This is a genomic window from Microcoleus sp. B5-D4 (assembly GCF_036705145.1).
GTDB lineage: Bacteria > Cyanobacteriota > Cyanobacteriia > Cyanobacteriales > Microcoleaceae > Microcoleus.
Map to the genome: position 1 here is coordinate 23,300 of NZ_JAUBTV010000071.1, position 18,004 is coordinate 41,303.

The 18,004-nt window shown below is 47.2% G+C and carries 11 protein-coding genes; 7 read left to right on the forward strand and 4 right to left on the reverse strand.

Annotated elements, in window-relative coordinates; genetic code table 11:
• Positions 1 to 16 precede the first annotated feature (16 nt).
• Both dndC and QUB10_RS25640 read left to right on the forward strand, forming a co-directional pair.
• A complete protein-coding gene (gene dndC / locus QUB10_RS25635; protein ID WP_333152234.1) occupies positions 17 to 1,735 on the forward strand; it encodes a DNA phosphorothioation system sulfurtransferase DndC in 1,719 nt (572 codons plus the stop codon).
• Between the two features lie 130 nt (positions 1,736 to 1,865).
• Positions 1,866 to 2,429: a GxxExxY protein gene (locus QUB10_RS25640; protein WP_333152237.1), complete on the forward strand. Its 564-nt coding sequence runs from the start codon at positions 1,866 to 1,868 to the stop codon at positions 2,427 to 2,429.
• An 86-nt stretch (positions 2,430 to 2,515) separates the two neighbouring features.
• Here QUB10_RS25640 and QUB10_RS25645 read toward each other — a convergent pair whose 3' ends face one another.
• Complete coding sequence (locus QUB10_RS25645) at positions 2,516 to 2,722, reverse strand: hypothetical protein (RefSeq protein WP_333206023.1); 207 nt, start codon at positions 2,720 to 2,722, stop codon at positions 2,516 to 2,518.
• Here QUB10_RS25645 and dndD point away from each other — a divergent pair.
• Together dndD and dndE are read left to right on the forward strand one after the other, a co-directional pair.
• Positions 2,717 to 4,714, forward strand: a complete 1,998-nt coding sequence (dndD, locus tag QUB10_RS25650; RefSeq protein WP_333206024.1) for a DNA sulfur modification protein DndD — start codon at positions 2,717 to 2,719, stop codon at positions 4,712 to 4,714. The two genes, QUB10_RS25645 and dndD, sit on opposite strands and share 6 nt — an antisense overlap.
• 266 nt (positions 4,715 to 4,980) lie before the next feature.
• Positions 4,981 to 5,382, forward strand: a complete 402-nt coding sequence (dndE, locus tag QUB10_RS25655) for a DNA sulfur modification protein DndE (RefSeq protein WP_333206025.1) — start codon at positions 4,981 to 4,983, stop codon at positions 5,380 to 5,382.
• Positions 5,383 to 5,562: 180 nt separating this feature from the next.
• On the opposite strand, the gene thiD is transcribed toward dndE, so the two are convergent.
• Positions 5,563 to 6,372 carry a bifunctional hydroxymethylpyrimidine kinase/phosphomethylpyrimidine kinase gene (gene thiD / locus QUB10_RS25660; RefSeq protein WP_333206026.1) on the reverse strand — a complete coding sequence of 270 codons (810 nt, stop codon included), beginning with the start codon at positions 6,370 to 6,372 and terminating at the stop codon, positions 5,563 to 5,565.
• Between the two features lie 214 nt (positions 6,373 to 6,586).
• Between thiD and QUB10_RS25665 the strand changes: the two genes are divergently transcribed.
• Positions 6,587 to 7,366 (forward strand): MBL fold metallo-hydrolase, encoded by a 780-nt coding sequence (locus tag QUB10_RS25665; protein ID WP_333206027.1) that lies wholly within the window; start codon positions 6,587 to 6,589, stop codon positions 7,364 to 7,366.
• A gap of 163 nt (positions 7,367 to 7,529) precedes the next feature.
• On the opposite strand, the gene ftsZ is transcribed toward QUB10_RS25665, so the two are convergent.
• Entirely contained in the window at positions 7,530 to 8,804 is a 1,275-nt protein-coding gene (gene ftsZ, locus QUB10_RS25670; RefSeq protein WP_333056121.1) for a cell division protein FtsZ, read from the reverse strand.
• A 336-nt stretch (positions 8,805 to 9,140) separates the two neighbouring features.
• Entirely contained in the window at positions 9,141 to 10,043 is a 903-nt protein-coding gene (locus QUB10_RS25675; RefSeq protein WP_333206028.1) for an FtsQ-type POTRA domain-containing protein, read from the reverse strand.
• Between the two features lie 336 nt (positions 10,044 to 10,379).
• Between QUB10_RS25675 and QUB10_RS25680 the strand changes: the two genes are divergently transcribed.
• The gene (locus QUB10_RS25680) at positions 10,380 to 11,711 is read left to right on the forward strand and encodes a P-loop NTPase fold protein (RefSeq protein ID WP_333206029.1); all 1,332 of its coding nucleotides are present in this window, start codon (positions 10,380 to 10,382) and stop codon (positions 11,709 to 11,711) included.
• Positions 11,712 to 12,394: 683 nt separating this feature from the next.
• Complete coding sequence (locus QUB10_RS25685) at positions 12,395 to 17,872, forward strand: WD40 domain-containing protein (protein WP_333206030.1); 5,478 nt, start codon at positions 12,395 to 12,397, stop codon at positions 17,870 to 17,872.
• Positions 17,873 to 18,004 lie beyond the last annotated feature (132 nt).

Here is an 18,004-nt window from a genome sequence, read left to right on the forward strand (position 1 = left end):
AACTGAGGTTGAAGACATGACAGAAACAATGCAAATACCACTCTTTCCACCCCGTAGTGTTAGTGAGTTAGTGACAGAAATAGAAAAATTAAGTAAAGAAATTAAAGAGTTATATTGTTTAGATGATATACCTTGGGTTTTAGGATATTCCGGCGGAAAAGACAGCACTACAGTAGTCCAGCTTATCTGGTATGCAATAGCAGAATTGCCACCTGAAAAAAGAACGAAAAAAATCTATGTAATCACAACAGATACACTTGTAGAAAATCCGATAGTTTCTACTTGGGTACGTCAGTCATTAAAACAGATGAAGTCTGCTGCTATAGAGCAACAGCTACCAATAGAACCTTATATGCTTTATCCAGATGTAAAAGATACTTTCTGGGTAAACTTGATGGGAAAAGGCTACCCAGCACCGAGACATGGATTTCGCTGGTGTACTGAACGCCTGAAAATCCTTCCTTCTAATCGGTTTGTTCGTGATATGGTGAGAATCAATGGAGAAGTAATTCTTATATTGGGTACTCGCAAAGCTGAAAGTATTAAGCGCGCGGTTTCAATGGAGAAACATGAAATAGGTCGCATGAGTGACCGTCTAAATAATAATTCTAGTTCCATTAAATCTCTGCTTTATCAGAGTCCTAGTCTGCCTAATTCCCTAATTTATAGTCCGATAGAAGATTGGCGAACTGATGAAGTCTGGATTTATCTAAATCAGTGGGCTAATCCTTGGGAAAATAGCAACAAAGATTTATTTACCATGTATCGAGGTGCAACAGCCGACAATGAATGTCCTTTAGTTGTCGATACTTCTACCCCTAGCTGCGGCAGTTCTCGCTTTGGCTGCTGGGTTTGCACAATGGTAAGCCAAGATAAATCTATGGAGGCAATGATTCAAAACGATGAGGAAAAAGAATGGATGCAGCCTCTTCTCGATATTCGCAACGAATTAGATATAAAAGACGATCGCCCAAAAAGAGACTTCCGACGCATCTACGGTAGAGTAGAACTGTTTGAACGCAACATGGGCGACGACACAACCTCCGTCGAACCCATCCCAGGGCCCTACACCAAATTCTGGCGAGAACACTGGCTGAGACGAGTCTTGGAAGCACAAACCCACATCCGCAAAACCGCACCCCTAGAAATGCGCGATATCACCTTAATTACCCCAGAAGAACTTAGCGAAATCCGCCGAATTTGGCTGGAAGAAAAGCATGAATTTGACGACTCTTTGCCCCGGATTTACGAAGAAGTCACGGGCGAACCTTTTGAAGATTCCCGTCCCGCCGCCGAAAGAAAACTCCTCGGTAGCGATGAATGGACTGCGATCGAAGAGATTTGCAGCGAGGACAAAATGCACCTCGAATTGATGGCAAAACTCCTCGATACAGAACGCCAATACTACACGAAGCCCCGCCGTACAGGCATTTACGCCGATTTGGACAAATGCTTTGAAACCAGTTCGCGATCGAAGGAAGAAGCGATTGGCAACGCCCACTATCAACGCAATTTAAAAAAAGCGGTGGAAGATATTAAAGCAAATCCGACGGAAAACATTCAGCAATTCAAAGATGCGATCGCCCAAACCAACAGTTCCGCCAAAAACGATACCGTTGATATTGCCAAACTTAAAGAAGAACTCGAAAGTAACAGCAATCAAAGCAGGCAGCTATCTTGGGCGGATATTAAATTTTCACCGCCAAATTCACGAGAGGAAAAACCTAGCGATTAGCACGCGCTAGCCTGCGGTTAAACCCAAACTTGTTGACAGCCACCCCGCCGAGCGATCGCATATAATGGTTTTTCAACTAACCGCAGCATTAACAAACCACCATCGTTTAAATTACACAATTTTTACGACCATGCTTGACCCTAATATTCCCCATCAGGATCTTACATACAGCATCATCGGCTGTGCAATGAGAGTACACCGGAGGACACAAAAAGGTTTAAGAGAAAAACATTACCAAAGAGCATTTGATGCAGAAATGCTGAAATCCAGTATTACAACAGAAATGGAATATCCCAGACAAATTTATGACGGTCAAGTTTGGATGGGAATTCTCTATCTAGATCATTGGGTAAATGAATGTATTGTAGTAGAAGATAAAGCCGTAAATTATCCAATGACCGATAAAGACCAAGCTCAAATCATAGCTTACTTAGCATCGACAGGAGCGAAAGTAGGTTTATTTATCAACTTTGGTCGCAGTAAATTAGAATATCACCGCATTCTCCCACCAAAATCCGTACAAGGTTGGCAACAACACATTCAACCATACTTGTGGCGGCCGAAAACAAATGGCAGAGGTTGGACAAGAGGAAGTGCAGGAACCTATGAAGAAACAGATGACGAACTCCCATTACCTCCCAACATTCAGTCCCAAAACGAAGAGGAAGATTCAACCGGTGTAATTGATTGGTAGCAAGGGAGGAGGGCGGTTAGCAGCGGATTTTGTAACGGATGTAACGGATGTAACGGATGATTAGTGGGAGATCACCAAATCTGCCACTAACCGCCGCCCACCAACCACCCATCCGCTAAATCCGCGACCAAATCTGCCACTAACCGCCGCCCCACCAACCACCCATCCGCTAAATCCGCGACCAAATCTGCCACTAACCGCCGCCCCACCAACCACCCATCCGCTAAATCCGCTACAAAATCCGCTGCTAACCGCCGCCCCACCAACCAACAACATCTACATTTATAATGCAATTCCTCGAACTCGTCCTCAAAAACTTCGGCCCATATTCCGGCACCCAAACCATCAATCTCCGCCCCGAAAAAGACGGAAATCCCTGCCCAGTCATTTTATTTGGCGGCATGAATGGCGGCGGCAAAACCACCCTCATGGACGCCATTCGCCTCGCCCTCTACGGCGGTCGCGCCCAATGTTCCACCAGAGGCAATTTAAGCTACAGCGACTTTCTCAATCAATGCGTCAACCGCCACACTCCCCCATTAGAAGATACCCGCGTCGAACTAACATTTGAACAAGTCCAAGATGACAAATTAGCTCAATTCAAAATAGTTAGATACTGGAAAAAATTAGATATCAAAGACAACTTAAGTATTCTCATCTACAGCGAGATTGTCAGCGATTGGTGGTCGGACAAAGCAATTACTAACACCTGGGACGAATACATCGAAACCCTTTTGCCAGTCGGAATATCCAACCTATTTTTGTTTGACGGCGAACAAGTAAAAGAACTCGCCGAACTCGAAACACCGCCAGATTTTGTCGTCGGGGCAATTAAATCTCTTTTAGGTTTAGAATTAGCAGAACGCCTCGCCGTCGATTTAGAAATATTAGCCGGCCGCAAGCGGAAAGAAATTGCTGGCAAAAAAGACTTGGCTGCTTTAGAGAAAATCGAAGAAACGTTTAAGAAAATTACTGACGAAATAGACTCAGCTAAGCAAGAACAAGCCAGCTTTAAAAACGAGTTAGATAAAGCTCAAAAAAATCAGCAACAAGCATCAGAAAAGTTTATTTATGAAGGAGGAAAAATAGCCGCCGATCGCAGTCAACTAGACAGACAGCTAAACGACTACAGGAATCAGGCAGACAAAACCCGTCAAGCCATGATGGAATTGGCGTCAAATACGCTACCACTAGCCCTAATTTCGCCCTTGCTAAGTGAAGCAAAAATTCAAGCAGAAACAGAAGTCAGCCAGCAGCAAGCAAAGATTGCCCAAAATGTTATCAAACAAAGAAGCGATCGCCTTCTTAACTATATCGCGGAAATCTCATTAAATCCCCAACAGCTAGATAAAATTCAAGACTTCATCCGCCAAGAAAACCAAGAACTAGAACAGCAAGCCGGAACAGACGCCCCGCCCTGGATGAACGCCGACAACAACAGCATCCAGCAACTAGAAAACCTCCTTAGCTACCAAATCAAAGCCCAGCAAACTCTAGCCCGCGATCAAATAGAAGAAATCAAAAACATCGAATCAGAAATTGACTTCACAGACAGAGAACTCGCAGCCGCAGCTTCCCCCGAAGCCTACGAAAAACTAGAAGAAGAGGTCAGGAAAGCCCAAAAAGCAGTCGCTATCGCAGCCGCCGCCTTGGAATCAGCCAACCGCCGCGTCGATGAATTAGAGAGAGAATTAGCCAAAAACCAAAAAGAACTAGAAAACTACAGCAGCGAATACATCACCATCAGAAACAGCCAACACGTCATCGCTTCGATCGCCAAAGCCCAAGCTACCCTGAAACTCTTTAAAGAAAAACTCACCCTCAAAAAACTCAACAAACTCGAAATAGAAATTACCGACTGTTTCCGCTACCTGTTGCACAAAACCGACCTCGTGCACAGAGTTGCGATCGACACTCAAACATTTAGCCTCTCCATTTACGATCCAGAAGGCAAACCGGTACCCAAACACCGACTTTCAGCCGGGGAAAAACAATTGCTGGCGATCGCCTTTTTGTGGGGATTGGCTAGAGTATCCGGGAGACAATTGCCAGTGGCGATCGACACTCCCTTGGGCCGCCTCGACTCCTCCCACAGAAACAACCTAGTCGAACGCTATTTCCCCTCTGCCAGCCACCAAGTCATCCTGCTTTCTACCGACACGGAAATTAGAAAAGTAGAATACGAAAAACTCCAAGAATTAGAGGCGATCGCCCACAGCTACCTCCTCAAATACGACTCCGCCAAACACCAAACCACCGTCGAAAAAGGTTACTTCTGGGAATAAAAATTCGCGCTAAAAAATAGCCGCAACCCCCTTGACTTTGCTGGGGAGTTGCGGTACTATATATATCATAATGGGATGGTTGCGAAAATTTTATTTTTGCCACCATCCCATTATTAAGGATAAATCCTACTAAAATAAGAATACCAAAAAAAACCGATTTAATCAAGTCGCGCCGTGTAAAAAAATGTTAATTATTTCGGGTAATCTAGAGGCTTTGCTTCCCCAACATTAACACTGTTTACAATATACCAAAAAATCTCAAACTCATGGAACCACCAGTCGATCGCATCCGCCTATCCCAAACAGGCAAAGACCAACTATCAAAACTGAAACGATCGACAAAAATCGATCAGTGGAATATTCTATGCAGGTGGGGTTTTTGCCGATCGCTCGCCGAACCCAGCATCCCATCCCCAGTACCAATTCCCAGCGACAGCAACGTCGAGTTAAGCTGGGATGTTTTCGGCGGCGACATGGCCGATATCCTGATAATGGCCCTCAAGCAGCGCTGTTATCAAGACAATTTAGGCACAGAAAAAGAAACTCTAGCGAAACAATTTCGCCTGCACTTGCACCGAGGGATTGGTTATTTGGCGGGCGATCCGAATATTAAGAAAATTGAAGACTTGGTGGCGATCGCTCTTTCGCCTGAAAAATTAAGAAATTAACTGATTGTTGACTGTTGGCGGTTCACTCATGTTATTGGTTATATCAATTGCGGTTGGATCGGAATGATTTAACCGCAGAGTACGCAGAGAACACAGAGGAAGAGAAGAGAGAGAGGAATAATTTCGATGAATCGTGGATTTGATATTATTAGCAGACTCAAACAAGTAACAAATAACTTATTACTTCAGTAACAGGGGGAAAAAATGACCTACTGGGCCTTGACCTTCCCCAATATCCAAAGCATATTTGAGAGCAGTAGTCACATAATCCTTAGCCAATGTCACCGCCGTCAATAAATCTTTACCTAATGCTAAATTAGCGGCGATCGCAGCACTCAAAGTACAACCAGTCCCGTGAGTATTGGGAGTATCAACATTCTCAGTCTTCAAAACATCCAACCGCGTACCATCAAACCAAACATCAATTCCCCGCAAATCTCCCGCCATCCCGCCGCCTTTCACCAAAACAGCTTTCGCACCCAAACGGTAAATCTGCTGCGCCGCCGATCGCATATCGTCTAGAGAAACAATCTGCAAACCGCTCAAAATAGTCGCCTCAAACCGATTCGGAGTCACGACAGCAGCCATTGGAATCAAAACATCGCGCAAAAATGCGATCGCCCCGTCATCAATCAATCGATCGCCCGATCGTGAAACCATCACCGGATCGACAACCAAATTCCCTATTCCCAAAGCTTTTACCTGTGAAGCCACCGCCGCCATAATTTCCCGATTCAGCAGCATCCCAGTTTTCACAGCGTGCACCTCAATATCCCCAACCACCGCCTCAATTTGAGCCGCCACAGCCTCCGCAGACAAAGCATCAACTCGCATCACCCCCAAAGTATTTTGAGCCGTCACGCAAGTCAAAGCACTCGTACCGTGCACACAGTGAAACGCAAAAGTCCGCAAATCCGCCTGAATTCCGGCCCCACCGCCACTATCGGAACCCGCCACAGTCAAAGCCACAGGAATCCTAGATTTAATCATCTTCTTTCAACCCCAGATAAACACAAAAATTCCCCAGACACATCCCAATCATATCTGTGGCACGGGCATCCCGCCTGTGCTTCCCCGTGGCACGGGCATCCCGCCTGTGCTTCCCCGTGGCACGGGCGTCCCGCCTGTGCTTCCGAAGGGGTTAAAATTCCCAAACAAAATTAGCTATGATTAAACCAAATGTAAAGAATTATTGCAAACAACAGTGAAACTCACCCGAATCGACCTCAACTCTTGGATCTTCCACATCGCCGGCCAAACAATCCTCGTCGATCCCTGGCTAGTCGATCCCCTCGTATTTTACGGTCAACCCTGGCTGTTCACCGCCTACCACAACACCCCCGGATTCTTCACTCCCAGCAGCTTACCGCCGATCGACCTCATCCTAATTTCCCAAGGATTAGACGACCACTGTCACAGACCAACACTCGAAAAGCTCGATCGCACAATTCCCGCGATCGCCTCACCCACCGCCGCCAAAGTCCTCAGCAGTTTAGGCTACACCCATATCACATCTTTAGCAAATTGGCAAGAGTTAAATTTTAAAGAAAAGTTACAAATTACCGCCGTACCCGGAGCCGAAATCGGGCCCGGACAGGAAGAAAACGGCTACTTGCTCAAAGATTTAAGCAGCGGCGAGACACTTTATTACGAACCGCACTTACCACCCTTAGAAAAAGTCAAACAGAAAATAGACACAGTAGACGTAGCCATCGCCCCAGTCATCGGTCAAATCTTCCCATTCCTCGGACAAGTAATTATCGGCCCTGCAGAAGCCCTCAGCCTCGCCCAAACACTGAAACCTCGGTTTTTTCTGCCTACAGCGGCGGGAGACATCCGAGCCACAGGCATTTTACCAATGTTAGTGCGATCGATCGGCAGCATCCCCGAATTTCGCGATTTACTAGCAAAATCGGGACTCTCCACCCAACTCCTCGAACCCGAACCAGGCCAAACCCTGGAAATTTTAGATTTTAGATTTTAGATTTTAGATTTTTTAGATTTTAGATTTTAGATGCTCGATATTTTCGATTTTTTAGATGGGAGATGGGAGATTCAATGCCAAATCCCCAATCTAAAATCCCAAAATCGCCAAATCCCAAATCGCCAAATCGCCAAATCCCCAATCTAAAATCTAAAATCTAAAATCATCTTGGCGGGCGACGGTTACGCAAAAACTCAGGAATATCCAATCCCAAATCCTGCGGCGGTTTCGCTTTCGGATCGGGCGTCTGTTGAGCAGGAGTCACCGGCACAGTTGCAGCCCGCCAAGGAGCATTAACATTTTGTGTCCGCCCCGGAGGCGGAGGCGACGCAACTTCTCCAGAAAAACCCGTAGCGATCACAGTAATCTTAATTTCGCCCTGAAGCCGCTCGTCAATCACCGCTCCAAAAATAATATTGGCATTCGGATCGACAACCTCGTAAATCGTCTCAGCCGCCGCATTCACCTCGTGCAGCGTCATGTCAGTACCGCCAGTGATGTTAAACACCACACCTCTAGCGCCCTCAATCGACGAAGCTTCCAGCAGAGGCGAAGAAATAGCCTGCATCGCAGCCTCCCTAGCCCGCGACTTGCCAGAACCCACACCGATGCCCATCAAAGCCGAACCCGCATCAGCCATTACTGCCCGCACGTCAGCAAAGTCCACATTCACTAAACCGGGAATAGTAATAATGTCAGAAATACCCTGAACCCCTTGGCGCAGGATATCGTCAGCAACTCGAAAAGCCTCTTGTACCGGCATTTGTTCCGAAATCACAGACAGCAGCTTGTCGTTAGGAATTACGATCAGCGTATCCACCCGGGTTTGCAAAGCCGCAATCCCTTCCTCAGCTTGGCTGGTGCGCCGCCGTCCCTCAAACGTAAAAGGCCGCGTTACTATGCCCACAGTCAAGGCGCCCATTTCCTTAGCCACCTCAGCCACGATCGGAGCCGCGCCCGTGCCCGTACCACCGCCCATGCCGGCCGTGATAAATACCAAATCCGCGTGATTCAGAGCATTAGCAACCTCGTCGCGAGATTCCTCCGCAGCCTTTTGACCGATCGCCGGATTGCCCCCGGCCCCCAAACCGCGCGTCAACTTCTGTCCGACTTGCAAGCGTTTCGGAGCATTTGAGAGAACCAGAGCTTGGGAATCTGTATTCACACACCAAAACTCGACACCAGAAACCTCGCTAGCAATCATCCGGTTAACGGCGTTGCCCCCACCGCCGCCGACGCCAATTACTTTGATTTTGGCAGCACTGCTGGGCATTATGTCTTTGGGATTGACCATAGGATCGATATCAATACTATCTACATTTACATAACCAGACTTGCGTCTAAAGGGATTGGCGGAATCTGCAGCCACCGGAAAATTTTTTACTTCTTCCGAAGGGGGACTGTCTTGGTCAGACCCCTGTCTATTATTAAGCTTCATTAGAGTCGGGGATGGTAGATTAGAGCTTGTTAACTAAACGCCAATTCACAATCAACTATAGGCTAAGTTGCGCGAAAAACTAACACAGATCGATGCTTAATGTTAGCAATCTCGGATTTGGCCGACCTCGCTAGCCTAGACCTCGCTTGACGCCATCAAGGTACTTGACCGGATTAAGGCAATTGTAAGCAAGGCAGAAGGAAAAAAAAATGGATACTAGGCCCAGACGCGGGGCGCTATCCAAAAACTGTGCTGATTTCAAGCTCTGCCTATCGATCCTTATGGGCAAAAATTCTGCCTATCGATCGATACCTTCTACCTTCTGTTGACAGAGGATCAATTCTGGGCGCGAGTGGGTGCGGGAGTGGAACTCTCCAAACTGGGGGGGAGTTCTGGCAAATGGACGATCGGCGAAGCAGGATTTTTCAAGTCAATGTAGGCTATTTTGCTTGAATCTAGCTGTTTTGGCAATTGTCGCATTCGGTCTAAAACCTTAAGTTGCTCCGCAGTCTTGGAACTGTACGGCCCTAAGTGTACGGTACCGATCTCTGTTTTCAAGATCAAGTTTTTCGGGTTTTGCCAATTAATCTCAAACACTTTCACCGTCAAGCCGCTGAGTCCTTGGTAAAACTGCGGCCAAGAGGCGCGATACTCTTCCAAAGGCCCGATGACTTTTAAAGTGGGCAAAGAACGCTGAGGCGGAGGTCCCGGAATGCTGCCGGGCCCGATCGAACTCTTGGGCGATCGTACAGCAGTATAACTATCCGACGGCATCCAACCTCCGCGAGCGTCCAGCCACCCCACTTTTTCCTTCTCACTGTTCGATCTCAACACCGCCGTCGGCTGCGCCACCGCCACCGGCAGGCGTTCTGCCACTTCTATAGTCAAACTCGGCGGAAACAAGTTACGAGTCACCTTCGCTTTAGCTATAGGCCCCGTTGACTCCAGCTTTTTGGCCAGGGCCTGCGGTTGAATCCCCCACAATGACTGGGGGTAAGACAGCGGCACCAAAGACCGCACCGCCTTATCCGACAGCCACTGATTGCCCTCCACCTTCACTTGTTCCGATCGGGCAATCAACCAAGCCGGCTGAGCAATCCACCACAGCAAACCTCCGGCGATCGCGCTCGCTGCCAGCATTTGCCACACAACAGCCGCCAATCGAGCGCGACGGAGCTGCCGCAACTTTTGGCGTCTGCGCCCTAACTCTGTTTGAGAAACCGCTCCAAAACTAGCCATCTACCTCTTGACAATATAGTAATTAAGCATTAGCACAAATTCAAAACTGTTTAATCTCTCTCTTGAACCCTGTTTTCCCCTACCATTTAACCAGATCCCCGCAAATTTACCCAGACTCCGGCGAATATCAGTAATATCACGGATACCGCTAAGTAATAAAAAATTATTAATTAAAAACTCCCAATTCCAGCGCCGGGAAAACCCCTTACCAGATAAAGGTTCTTTGGGTATTTAGGGCATTACCCCACAGTGCAAAAGGTTACAAATCAAACTAAACTCAAGTAAAGAAAGTTTAGACTTTCGATTAACTTTTTTAACTTTTATTCGGCTTCAATTGTGATCGCACTCGAATTAGACAGATTCTATAAAGCCTGCAACCCCAGCAAGACCCTTGTTGCGGGAGACCCAGGGGATTATCAATACTACATTGATTTTGGTTCCGTGCGTGGCGGCAAAATCATTGAATCTTTACAGCGAACCATTACCCGCATTTCCCCCAACGAGCCAACCTGTCAGCTATTTACAGGACATATCGGGTGTGGCAAATCTACGGAATTGTTTCGACTAAAAGCTGAGTTAGAGCAAGAGGGTTTTTGCGTCGTCTACTTTGAGTCTTCCCAAGACTTAGACATGGGGGATGTAGATATCAGCGATATTTTGCTGAGCATTGCGCGCCAAGTCAGCGAAACTATGGAATCGGCTAAAATCAAACTCAGACCGAGCTATTTTACAAATCTGTTTGCAGAAGTGGCAGAATTTTTGCAGACTCCCATAGATTTGTCAGCGGAAGCCGAGTTATCTGTAGGCATTGCTAGAGTGACTGCTAAAACTAAAGACTCTCCCAAACTGCGATCGCAACTCAGGCAATATCTCGAACCCCGCACCAACAGCATCTTGCAGTCGATCAACGAAGAACTCCTCAACAAAGCTAACGCCGAACTCAAGCAGCAAGGCAAAAAAGGGCTCGCAGTCATCGTTGACAACCTCGATCGCCTCGACGCCTCCCTCAAACCCAGCGGACGCACCCAGCCAGAATATCTGTTTTTAGACCGAGGCGAACAGTTGAAAAAACTTAATTGCCATGTTGTCTACACGATTCCCCTGACTTTGATTTTTTCCAACGACTTCGGCCGCCTCGCCAGTCGATTTGGAGTCAAGCCCAAGGTGATGCCGATGGTACCAGTACAAGTGCGATCGGGCGAAGACCACCTCGAAGGAATGGCACTGCTGCGGCAGTTAGTATTAGCTAGAGCTTTCCCCGCAGTTGCTCCCCATCAACGCATTGATTTGATTTCCCAGGTGTTTGACTCTCCCGAAACTTTAGATCGGCTTTGTCGGATTAGTGGCGGTCACGTTCGCAATCTACTGATGCTTTTGTATAGCTGTTTGCAGCACGAAGACCCTCCCTTCTCTCGCGAATGCCTCGAAAGCGTCATTCAAGAATATCGCGATGACCTTTTGGGAGCCATCAATGACCTGGAATGGGAATTGCTGTTTCAAGTCGTCAACCGACAAAGTGTAACCGGCGAAGAAGAGTCTCAAATCTTGTTGCGAAGTATGTTTGTCTTTGAATACCGCGATCAAGAAGGTCGTTGGTTTGGGATTAATCCAGCCCTAGCAGAAACCAGAAAATATAAGGAGTGGCTGCAGCGCAGTGAGCCAAAATAGTTGAGATTTTTGAGATGGCTTGGCGACTCTAAGAACCCTTAACCACGAGAGACTTAGAAAGTATTTAACTGAAAATTCATCGCTCACAACTCCGAAATTTTACCATCCAATACAGAAATCAGTCAGCGGTTTTTGCCCCTGGCTGATTTCTGTTGAAGGCTGGGTATAGGCGGTGAATTTTGTTGTCGTGTAAAACTTGGCCGCCACTAAGGACTTTGCCCACTCTCAACTCTCATATCTGCACTGTCAGACCCCCTATGTCTGTTTTTACCTGTTGCTCTTAATTTCAGATAATCCCATCCCGGAGAACATTTTATTTTGCTGTTGTTCTAAATGCCTGCTACAGATATATCTGAGTTGTTTACTAATAGCTAGTCGTCGGTATGAGCATAAACTTAGGGGTTGGCTATTTATCATCTGTAGTCCTTTATATATAGCTGAATAAAAAAATCTAAGATAACCTTAAATTTTTATTGGGAAGTCTAGCATTCTCTGAGATTGAGAGGTATGATATCTTTACATTGACTCTAATAACTATGTAAGTATTGATAGGACAAGTACGGAAAACTACGTATTTATACAGAGATAAGGCGTCAGACAGAGACGGCGATGTCTAAGTAGATACGCTTTCAGTCACGATTGGCGAGCGTTAGGTAATAGATTTATGCAAAAGAGGTGCACGCATGACCGATCTAATTAAGGTACAAGAAACTGCCAACTACAACGAGCGCTCGCTCAAAACTCTGGTCAGGTCCATCACAATGTCTCAACACCAATTCTCGCTAATTTTGGTGCGCTGCAACTACGAGCAGTTGCGGCAACAAATAGCGCAGCGGCTGCGAGAAGTGTCCCCAGTTCCAATTCAAGATATCGTCCTGCCACCTTCAGTTAAAACCCTCTACACGACCCTGCAGGCAAGCACTTTTCACGAGGGGTACTCGCCTGTCGGTGCCGCCTCGGCTTTGATGGTATTCGGTTTAGAAACAGTAGTAGCGATCGACGAACTGATGGCTTCTACCAATCAAGTGCGAGACGAATTTCGCAAAAATTTTTCCTGCCCAGTGATTTTGTGGGTAACAGATGACATCGTAACCAAAATGATTCGTCTGGCCCCGGATTTCAAAAGTTGGGCCGCCGCCACAATTAAATTTGAAATGGGCGTTGACGAATTAATTAATTTCCTCGCTAGGCGGGCCGATACTATATTTAAAATAGGCGAACTCAATCAAGAACTCGCCAGTAGCAACGTCAGCACCATCGCTAATTGTGAGACCTGCGAAACCCAGTGCGAAAAACGCGGCCTGGAGCGCGAAATCAGCCCTGGAGAACGCTTTCTAACTTTTAACTCAGGGCCCCAAAACCGAGGACAATCAGATGTCCACTCGTATTCGCCCTTGAGTCCTGGCAATACCTTCGATTTGGCGATCGGCTCTTTGCCACGCCGAGAACTAGAATTAGCTTTAAGAGATTTACAAAATCGCGGTCAAGAATTAGAACCCGCCCTCAAAGCCAGCCTGCAATTCGTTCTCGGTCGAGATTACTATGTCAGCGACCAAACCGAAACCGCCTTAATTCACTACCAAGAAAGTTTAGTATTTTGGCAGCATCAAACTGGCAATTGGGAACTCGCAAACTGGGAAAATTCCGAAAACCGAGAAACCCTCTCCTGCTCATTGTCGAATCCTGTCCCCAAAGTTTTATTTTTAGAGAGAGAAGGCATAGTGCTGTTTCACATAGCCCTGTGTCACCGCTTGCAAGCAGCCAGAAACCCCGTAGCCAACCGCCAGCACTGGGAACAAGCTTGGATTAGCCTGGAACAATCTAGAAACGCTTTCTCCCTGGCCTCACGCCCGGAATTGGTAGCTGAGGTGACAGCACACCTCGGAGAAGTGCTGCAGCGCCTGAAAGCTTGGGGAGAGTTGCAAGCATTAGCTGAAAATTCTTTGCAGTTGCACTTCACTTACGGTACTCCCAGCCAACTAGCTCAAGATTACGGCTTTTTGGCTGAAGTTGCCCTGCAAGAGTCGAGGTGGAGTCAAGCCCGCCAGCTAGCAGAGTTGGCTTTGGCAATTTTGGATCAAACGCCTCATGATTTGAGATTGCTGATTGAAGATTTGAGATTGGGGTTTGAGGGAAATTATCCAGAATTTCTGGGCCCTAACGAGTTAAGTAACGAACCCAAATCTAAAATCCAACATCCTAAATCCGACAGGAGTTCGTATCTTTTACTTTTAGCCCGAAGTTTGCGGCAGCTAGGCCAGTGGGAAGCGGCGGTTCATTCTTTGGAGTTGGCTCAATCTCAAAGCGAGCCGAAGTACGACCCCCGACTTTACATCGATATTTTGACGGAATTGCAAGCGGTTTATTTCGAGCAGGGAGAGTATCTTAAAGCATTTCGGATTAAAAAAACCCAGCGTTCGATCGAATATCAATACGGATTTAGAGCTTTTATTGGAGCCAGCCAATTGCAGCAGCAGCGCCAAGCAGTCAATCCTTCAGGCCCCTCAGCTCAAAACCAAGCTGCCATCGCAGCCTCCATGACAGCTTACTCCCGCCAAACAGATATCAATAGCTTGCTAGAAAGAATTAGCAGGGACGACCATAAATTAACTATTATTCACGGGCCCAGCGGAGTCGGGAAAAGTTCTCTAGTCAATGCCGGCTTAGTACCAGCTTTGAAAAATATTACTCCGGGCGCGCGCGATACATTGCCCGTAGTAGTCAAAGTTTACACCGACTGGCTGGTGGAGTTAGAAAATGCTTTGAACAGCGCACTGTACGACAAACAAGCCGAAGAGGAAAGTAAATTCATCTCCACAGGACTACAGGAAATCCACAAAAGAAGTTGCTCGGTTATTCCGGCTCGCAGCTCGGAAGTCTCTTCTTTTATTATAGAGCAGTTGCGCGAAAATGCCACAAATAATTTGTTGACTGTGCTGATTTTCGATCAATTTGAAGAGTTTTTCTTTGTTTCGACTTCAGTGGCACAAAGACAACTTTTTTATAATTTTTTGCGTTTGTTTTTGAACTTGCCTTATGTCAAGATAATTCTGTGCTTGCGCGAAGATTATTTGCACTACTTACTAGATTGCGATCGCTTCCCAAATCTTGACGCTATTAACAATAATATTCTCGACAAAAGTATCCGCTACCAACTGCGGAGTTTTTCTATCAAAGACGCGCGGGCTGTCATCGGACACTTAACAGAACGGGCGGAATTTTATTTAGAGCCGGCACTGATCGATGCCTTCGTAGAAGATTTAGCAGACGAACTGCAAGAAGTCCGACCAATCGAATTGCAGGTAGTAGGAGCGCAACTGCAAGAAGAAGGTATTACCAGTCTAGCACAATACCAGCAATTGGGGGACAATCCCAAAGCGGAATTAGTGAAACGCTCGCTCGAAAGAGTCATCTCTGACTGCGGGCCCGTTAACGAAGACGCAGCTTGGAAAATCTTGTTTTCCCTGACAGATGAAAGAGGCGTTAGACTGATAAAAACCAAACACGAACTCTCGTTAGTTACAGGCTCGCAGCCAGCCGATGCCCGCGAAACCGAATTATCGGCGATCGGCAAAAACAGAATTTCCCTACCGCGACAGTTCGCTGCATACCCTGAAAACCGACAAAAGAAAACCGACAACCTCGACTTAATTTTAGACATTTTAGTTGGTCACGGTTTGCTATTTCTGCTACGGGAAGCGCCCGAAGACCGCTATCAATTGGTACACGACTATTTAGTGCGACCAATCCGCCAAAGATTCGGCTTAGAAGCCCGACTGCATAAAGCAGAAGCAGATAAAAAAATGAGTCAAGCACAGCTCTACCGAGCCAATACTTTTCTCAAACAACTGCTGGGATTAGCAGTGATCGGCGTCATGCTGCTCACCAGTTCCACCATCGCCGCCGTAAATTTTTGGTGGCGGGCTGTGGGTCAAAAACAGCTAGCTGTCGCTCAAACTCAGCGAGCCGAAATCAGTACCCTGACAGCCGCTTCTGAAGCACTTTATTTCTCAAACAACAAATTTGACGCCATGATGGAAAGTTTGAGAGCTGGTAAAAAGTGGAAACAGATCGAACACTCCCAACAAATGTCTACTCTCAAAGACACCGAAATTCTGATTTCTGCCGCCCTCCAGCAGGCAGTTTATGGAGTCAAAGAACGCAACCGCTTGGAAGGACATGGCGATGTAGTTTGGGGTCTTAGCTTCAGCCCAGACGGCGAAACAATAGCTTCTTCCAGTGTAGATAAAACCGTCAAACTTTGGCGGCGCGACGGGAGTTTGCTGGCAACTTTCAAAGGCCACACTAACAGCGTCTCCTCTGTCGCGTTCAGTCCCGAAAACAAAACCATAGCCTCGGCAAGTTTAGATAAAACTGTCAAAATTTGGCAAACAGACGGCAGTTTGCTGGCCACTTTCAACGGGCATACTAATAGCGTTACCAGCGTTGCTTTTAGCCCTGATGGTCAAACGATCGCCAGTGGCTCTACAGACAAAACTATCAAACTTTGGAAAACCGATGGCACGCTGCTGCGAACGATCGAACAATTTGCTCCCGTAAATTGGCTAAGCTTCAGCCGCGACGGCAAAATAATCGCTGTGGCGAGCGATGACGGTACTGTGAAACTGTGGAGTTCCGACGGTAAGTTAATCGCTAATTTGTGGCACAGCGAAAACAGACAACCCTCGAAAATTTACACCGTCAGTTTCTCCCCCGATGGTGAAACGATCGCCAGTGCGGGTGAAGATAAAACGGTGAAAATCTGGAGCCTAGCTGCACTCAAACACCCAGCAACAGAAAATTCAACACAAGCAAAAAAAGGTGAACTGCTAACAACTTTGCGGGGACACAGCAAGTGGGTATTTGGTGTCAGTTTCTCCCCCGACGGTCAAACACTTGCTTCGGGAAGTGCAGACGGGACTGTCAAACTCTGGAGTCTGGCTGGTGTTGGCGACAAACGCCCAACCGATGCTAGCAACATTAAACCAGAGAGTCGCTTACTGAGAACTTTTGAGGGACACGCCGATCGAGTTACTCAGGTGAGTTTTAGCCCCGAAGGCAAAACCTTGGCTTCGGCAAGTTTTGACAAAACTATCAGGCTGTGGCGACTCGATGACGTGCCGCTCAAAACCCTCGACGGACACCAAAACCGGGTGCAAGGCGTGAGTTTTAGCCCCGACGGCCAAAGGCTGGCTTCTGCTTCTACGGACAACACTATCAAACTCTGGAGCCGCACGGGGGTTTTGCTGGAAACCTTGGAAGGACACACTCAGAGAGTCGCCAGCGTCAGTTTCAGCCCCGACGGCCAGCTACTTGCTTCTGGGAGTTACGACAAAACGGTGAAAGTCTGGAGTTTGACAGAAGATGGCATGAATAATATTCTCCCTTGTCCTTCGGCTCCGCTATTCCCGTGTTCGCCTTCTGTGCTGTTCACTCTCGACGGCCACGCCGACAGCGTGATGAGCGTGAGTTTTAGCCCCGACGGCGAGGTTCTGGCTTCCGCGAGCAAGGATAAGACTGTGAAACTCTGGACTAGAAACGGCAGGTTGATTAAGACTTTGACGGGACACACAGGCTGGGTGACTGGGGTGACTTTCAGTCCCGACGGCTCGATGCTGGCTTCTGCAAGCGATGATGGTACTCTCAAACTCTGGAATCGGGACGGTCGTTTGCTGAGAACTTTTGAAGGAGCTCACAACAGTTTTGTGTTGGGGGTTGCTTTTAGCCCTGATGGCAAAATGCTGGCTTCGGCTGGTTACGACAATTCGGTGAAGTTGTGGAAGGTAGATGGGACTTTGGTGGCGACGCTACTGAAGGGTTCTAGCGACAGCGTGACTAGCGTTGCTTTTAGCCCGGATGGTTTGTTGGTTGCTTCGGGTAGTTACGATCATAAGGTGAAACTGTGGAGTCGCAGCGGGACTTTGCTGAAAACTTTGACGGGTCACAAGGATAGCGTGATGAGTGTGAGTTTTAGCCCGGATGGGAAGGTTCTGGCTTCTGCGGGCCGGGATAATCGGGTGATTTTGTGGAATTTGGATCTTGACGATTTGCTGGTGAGGGGCTGTGACTGGGTGGGAGATTATCTCAGAACTAATCCTAATGTGAGCGATCGCGATCGGCGTCTCTGCGACGGGGTGGTGGCAAAACCAAATCAATTTTAGATTTTAGATTTTCGATTTTTGATTGGGGGATTCAGTCGATTTTAGATTTTAGATTTTAGATTTTCGATTGGGGGATTCAGTGCATTTTAGATTTTACTCACCCCCTTGATGAGCTCGATCACTAATTTCTCC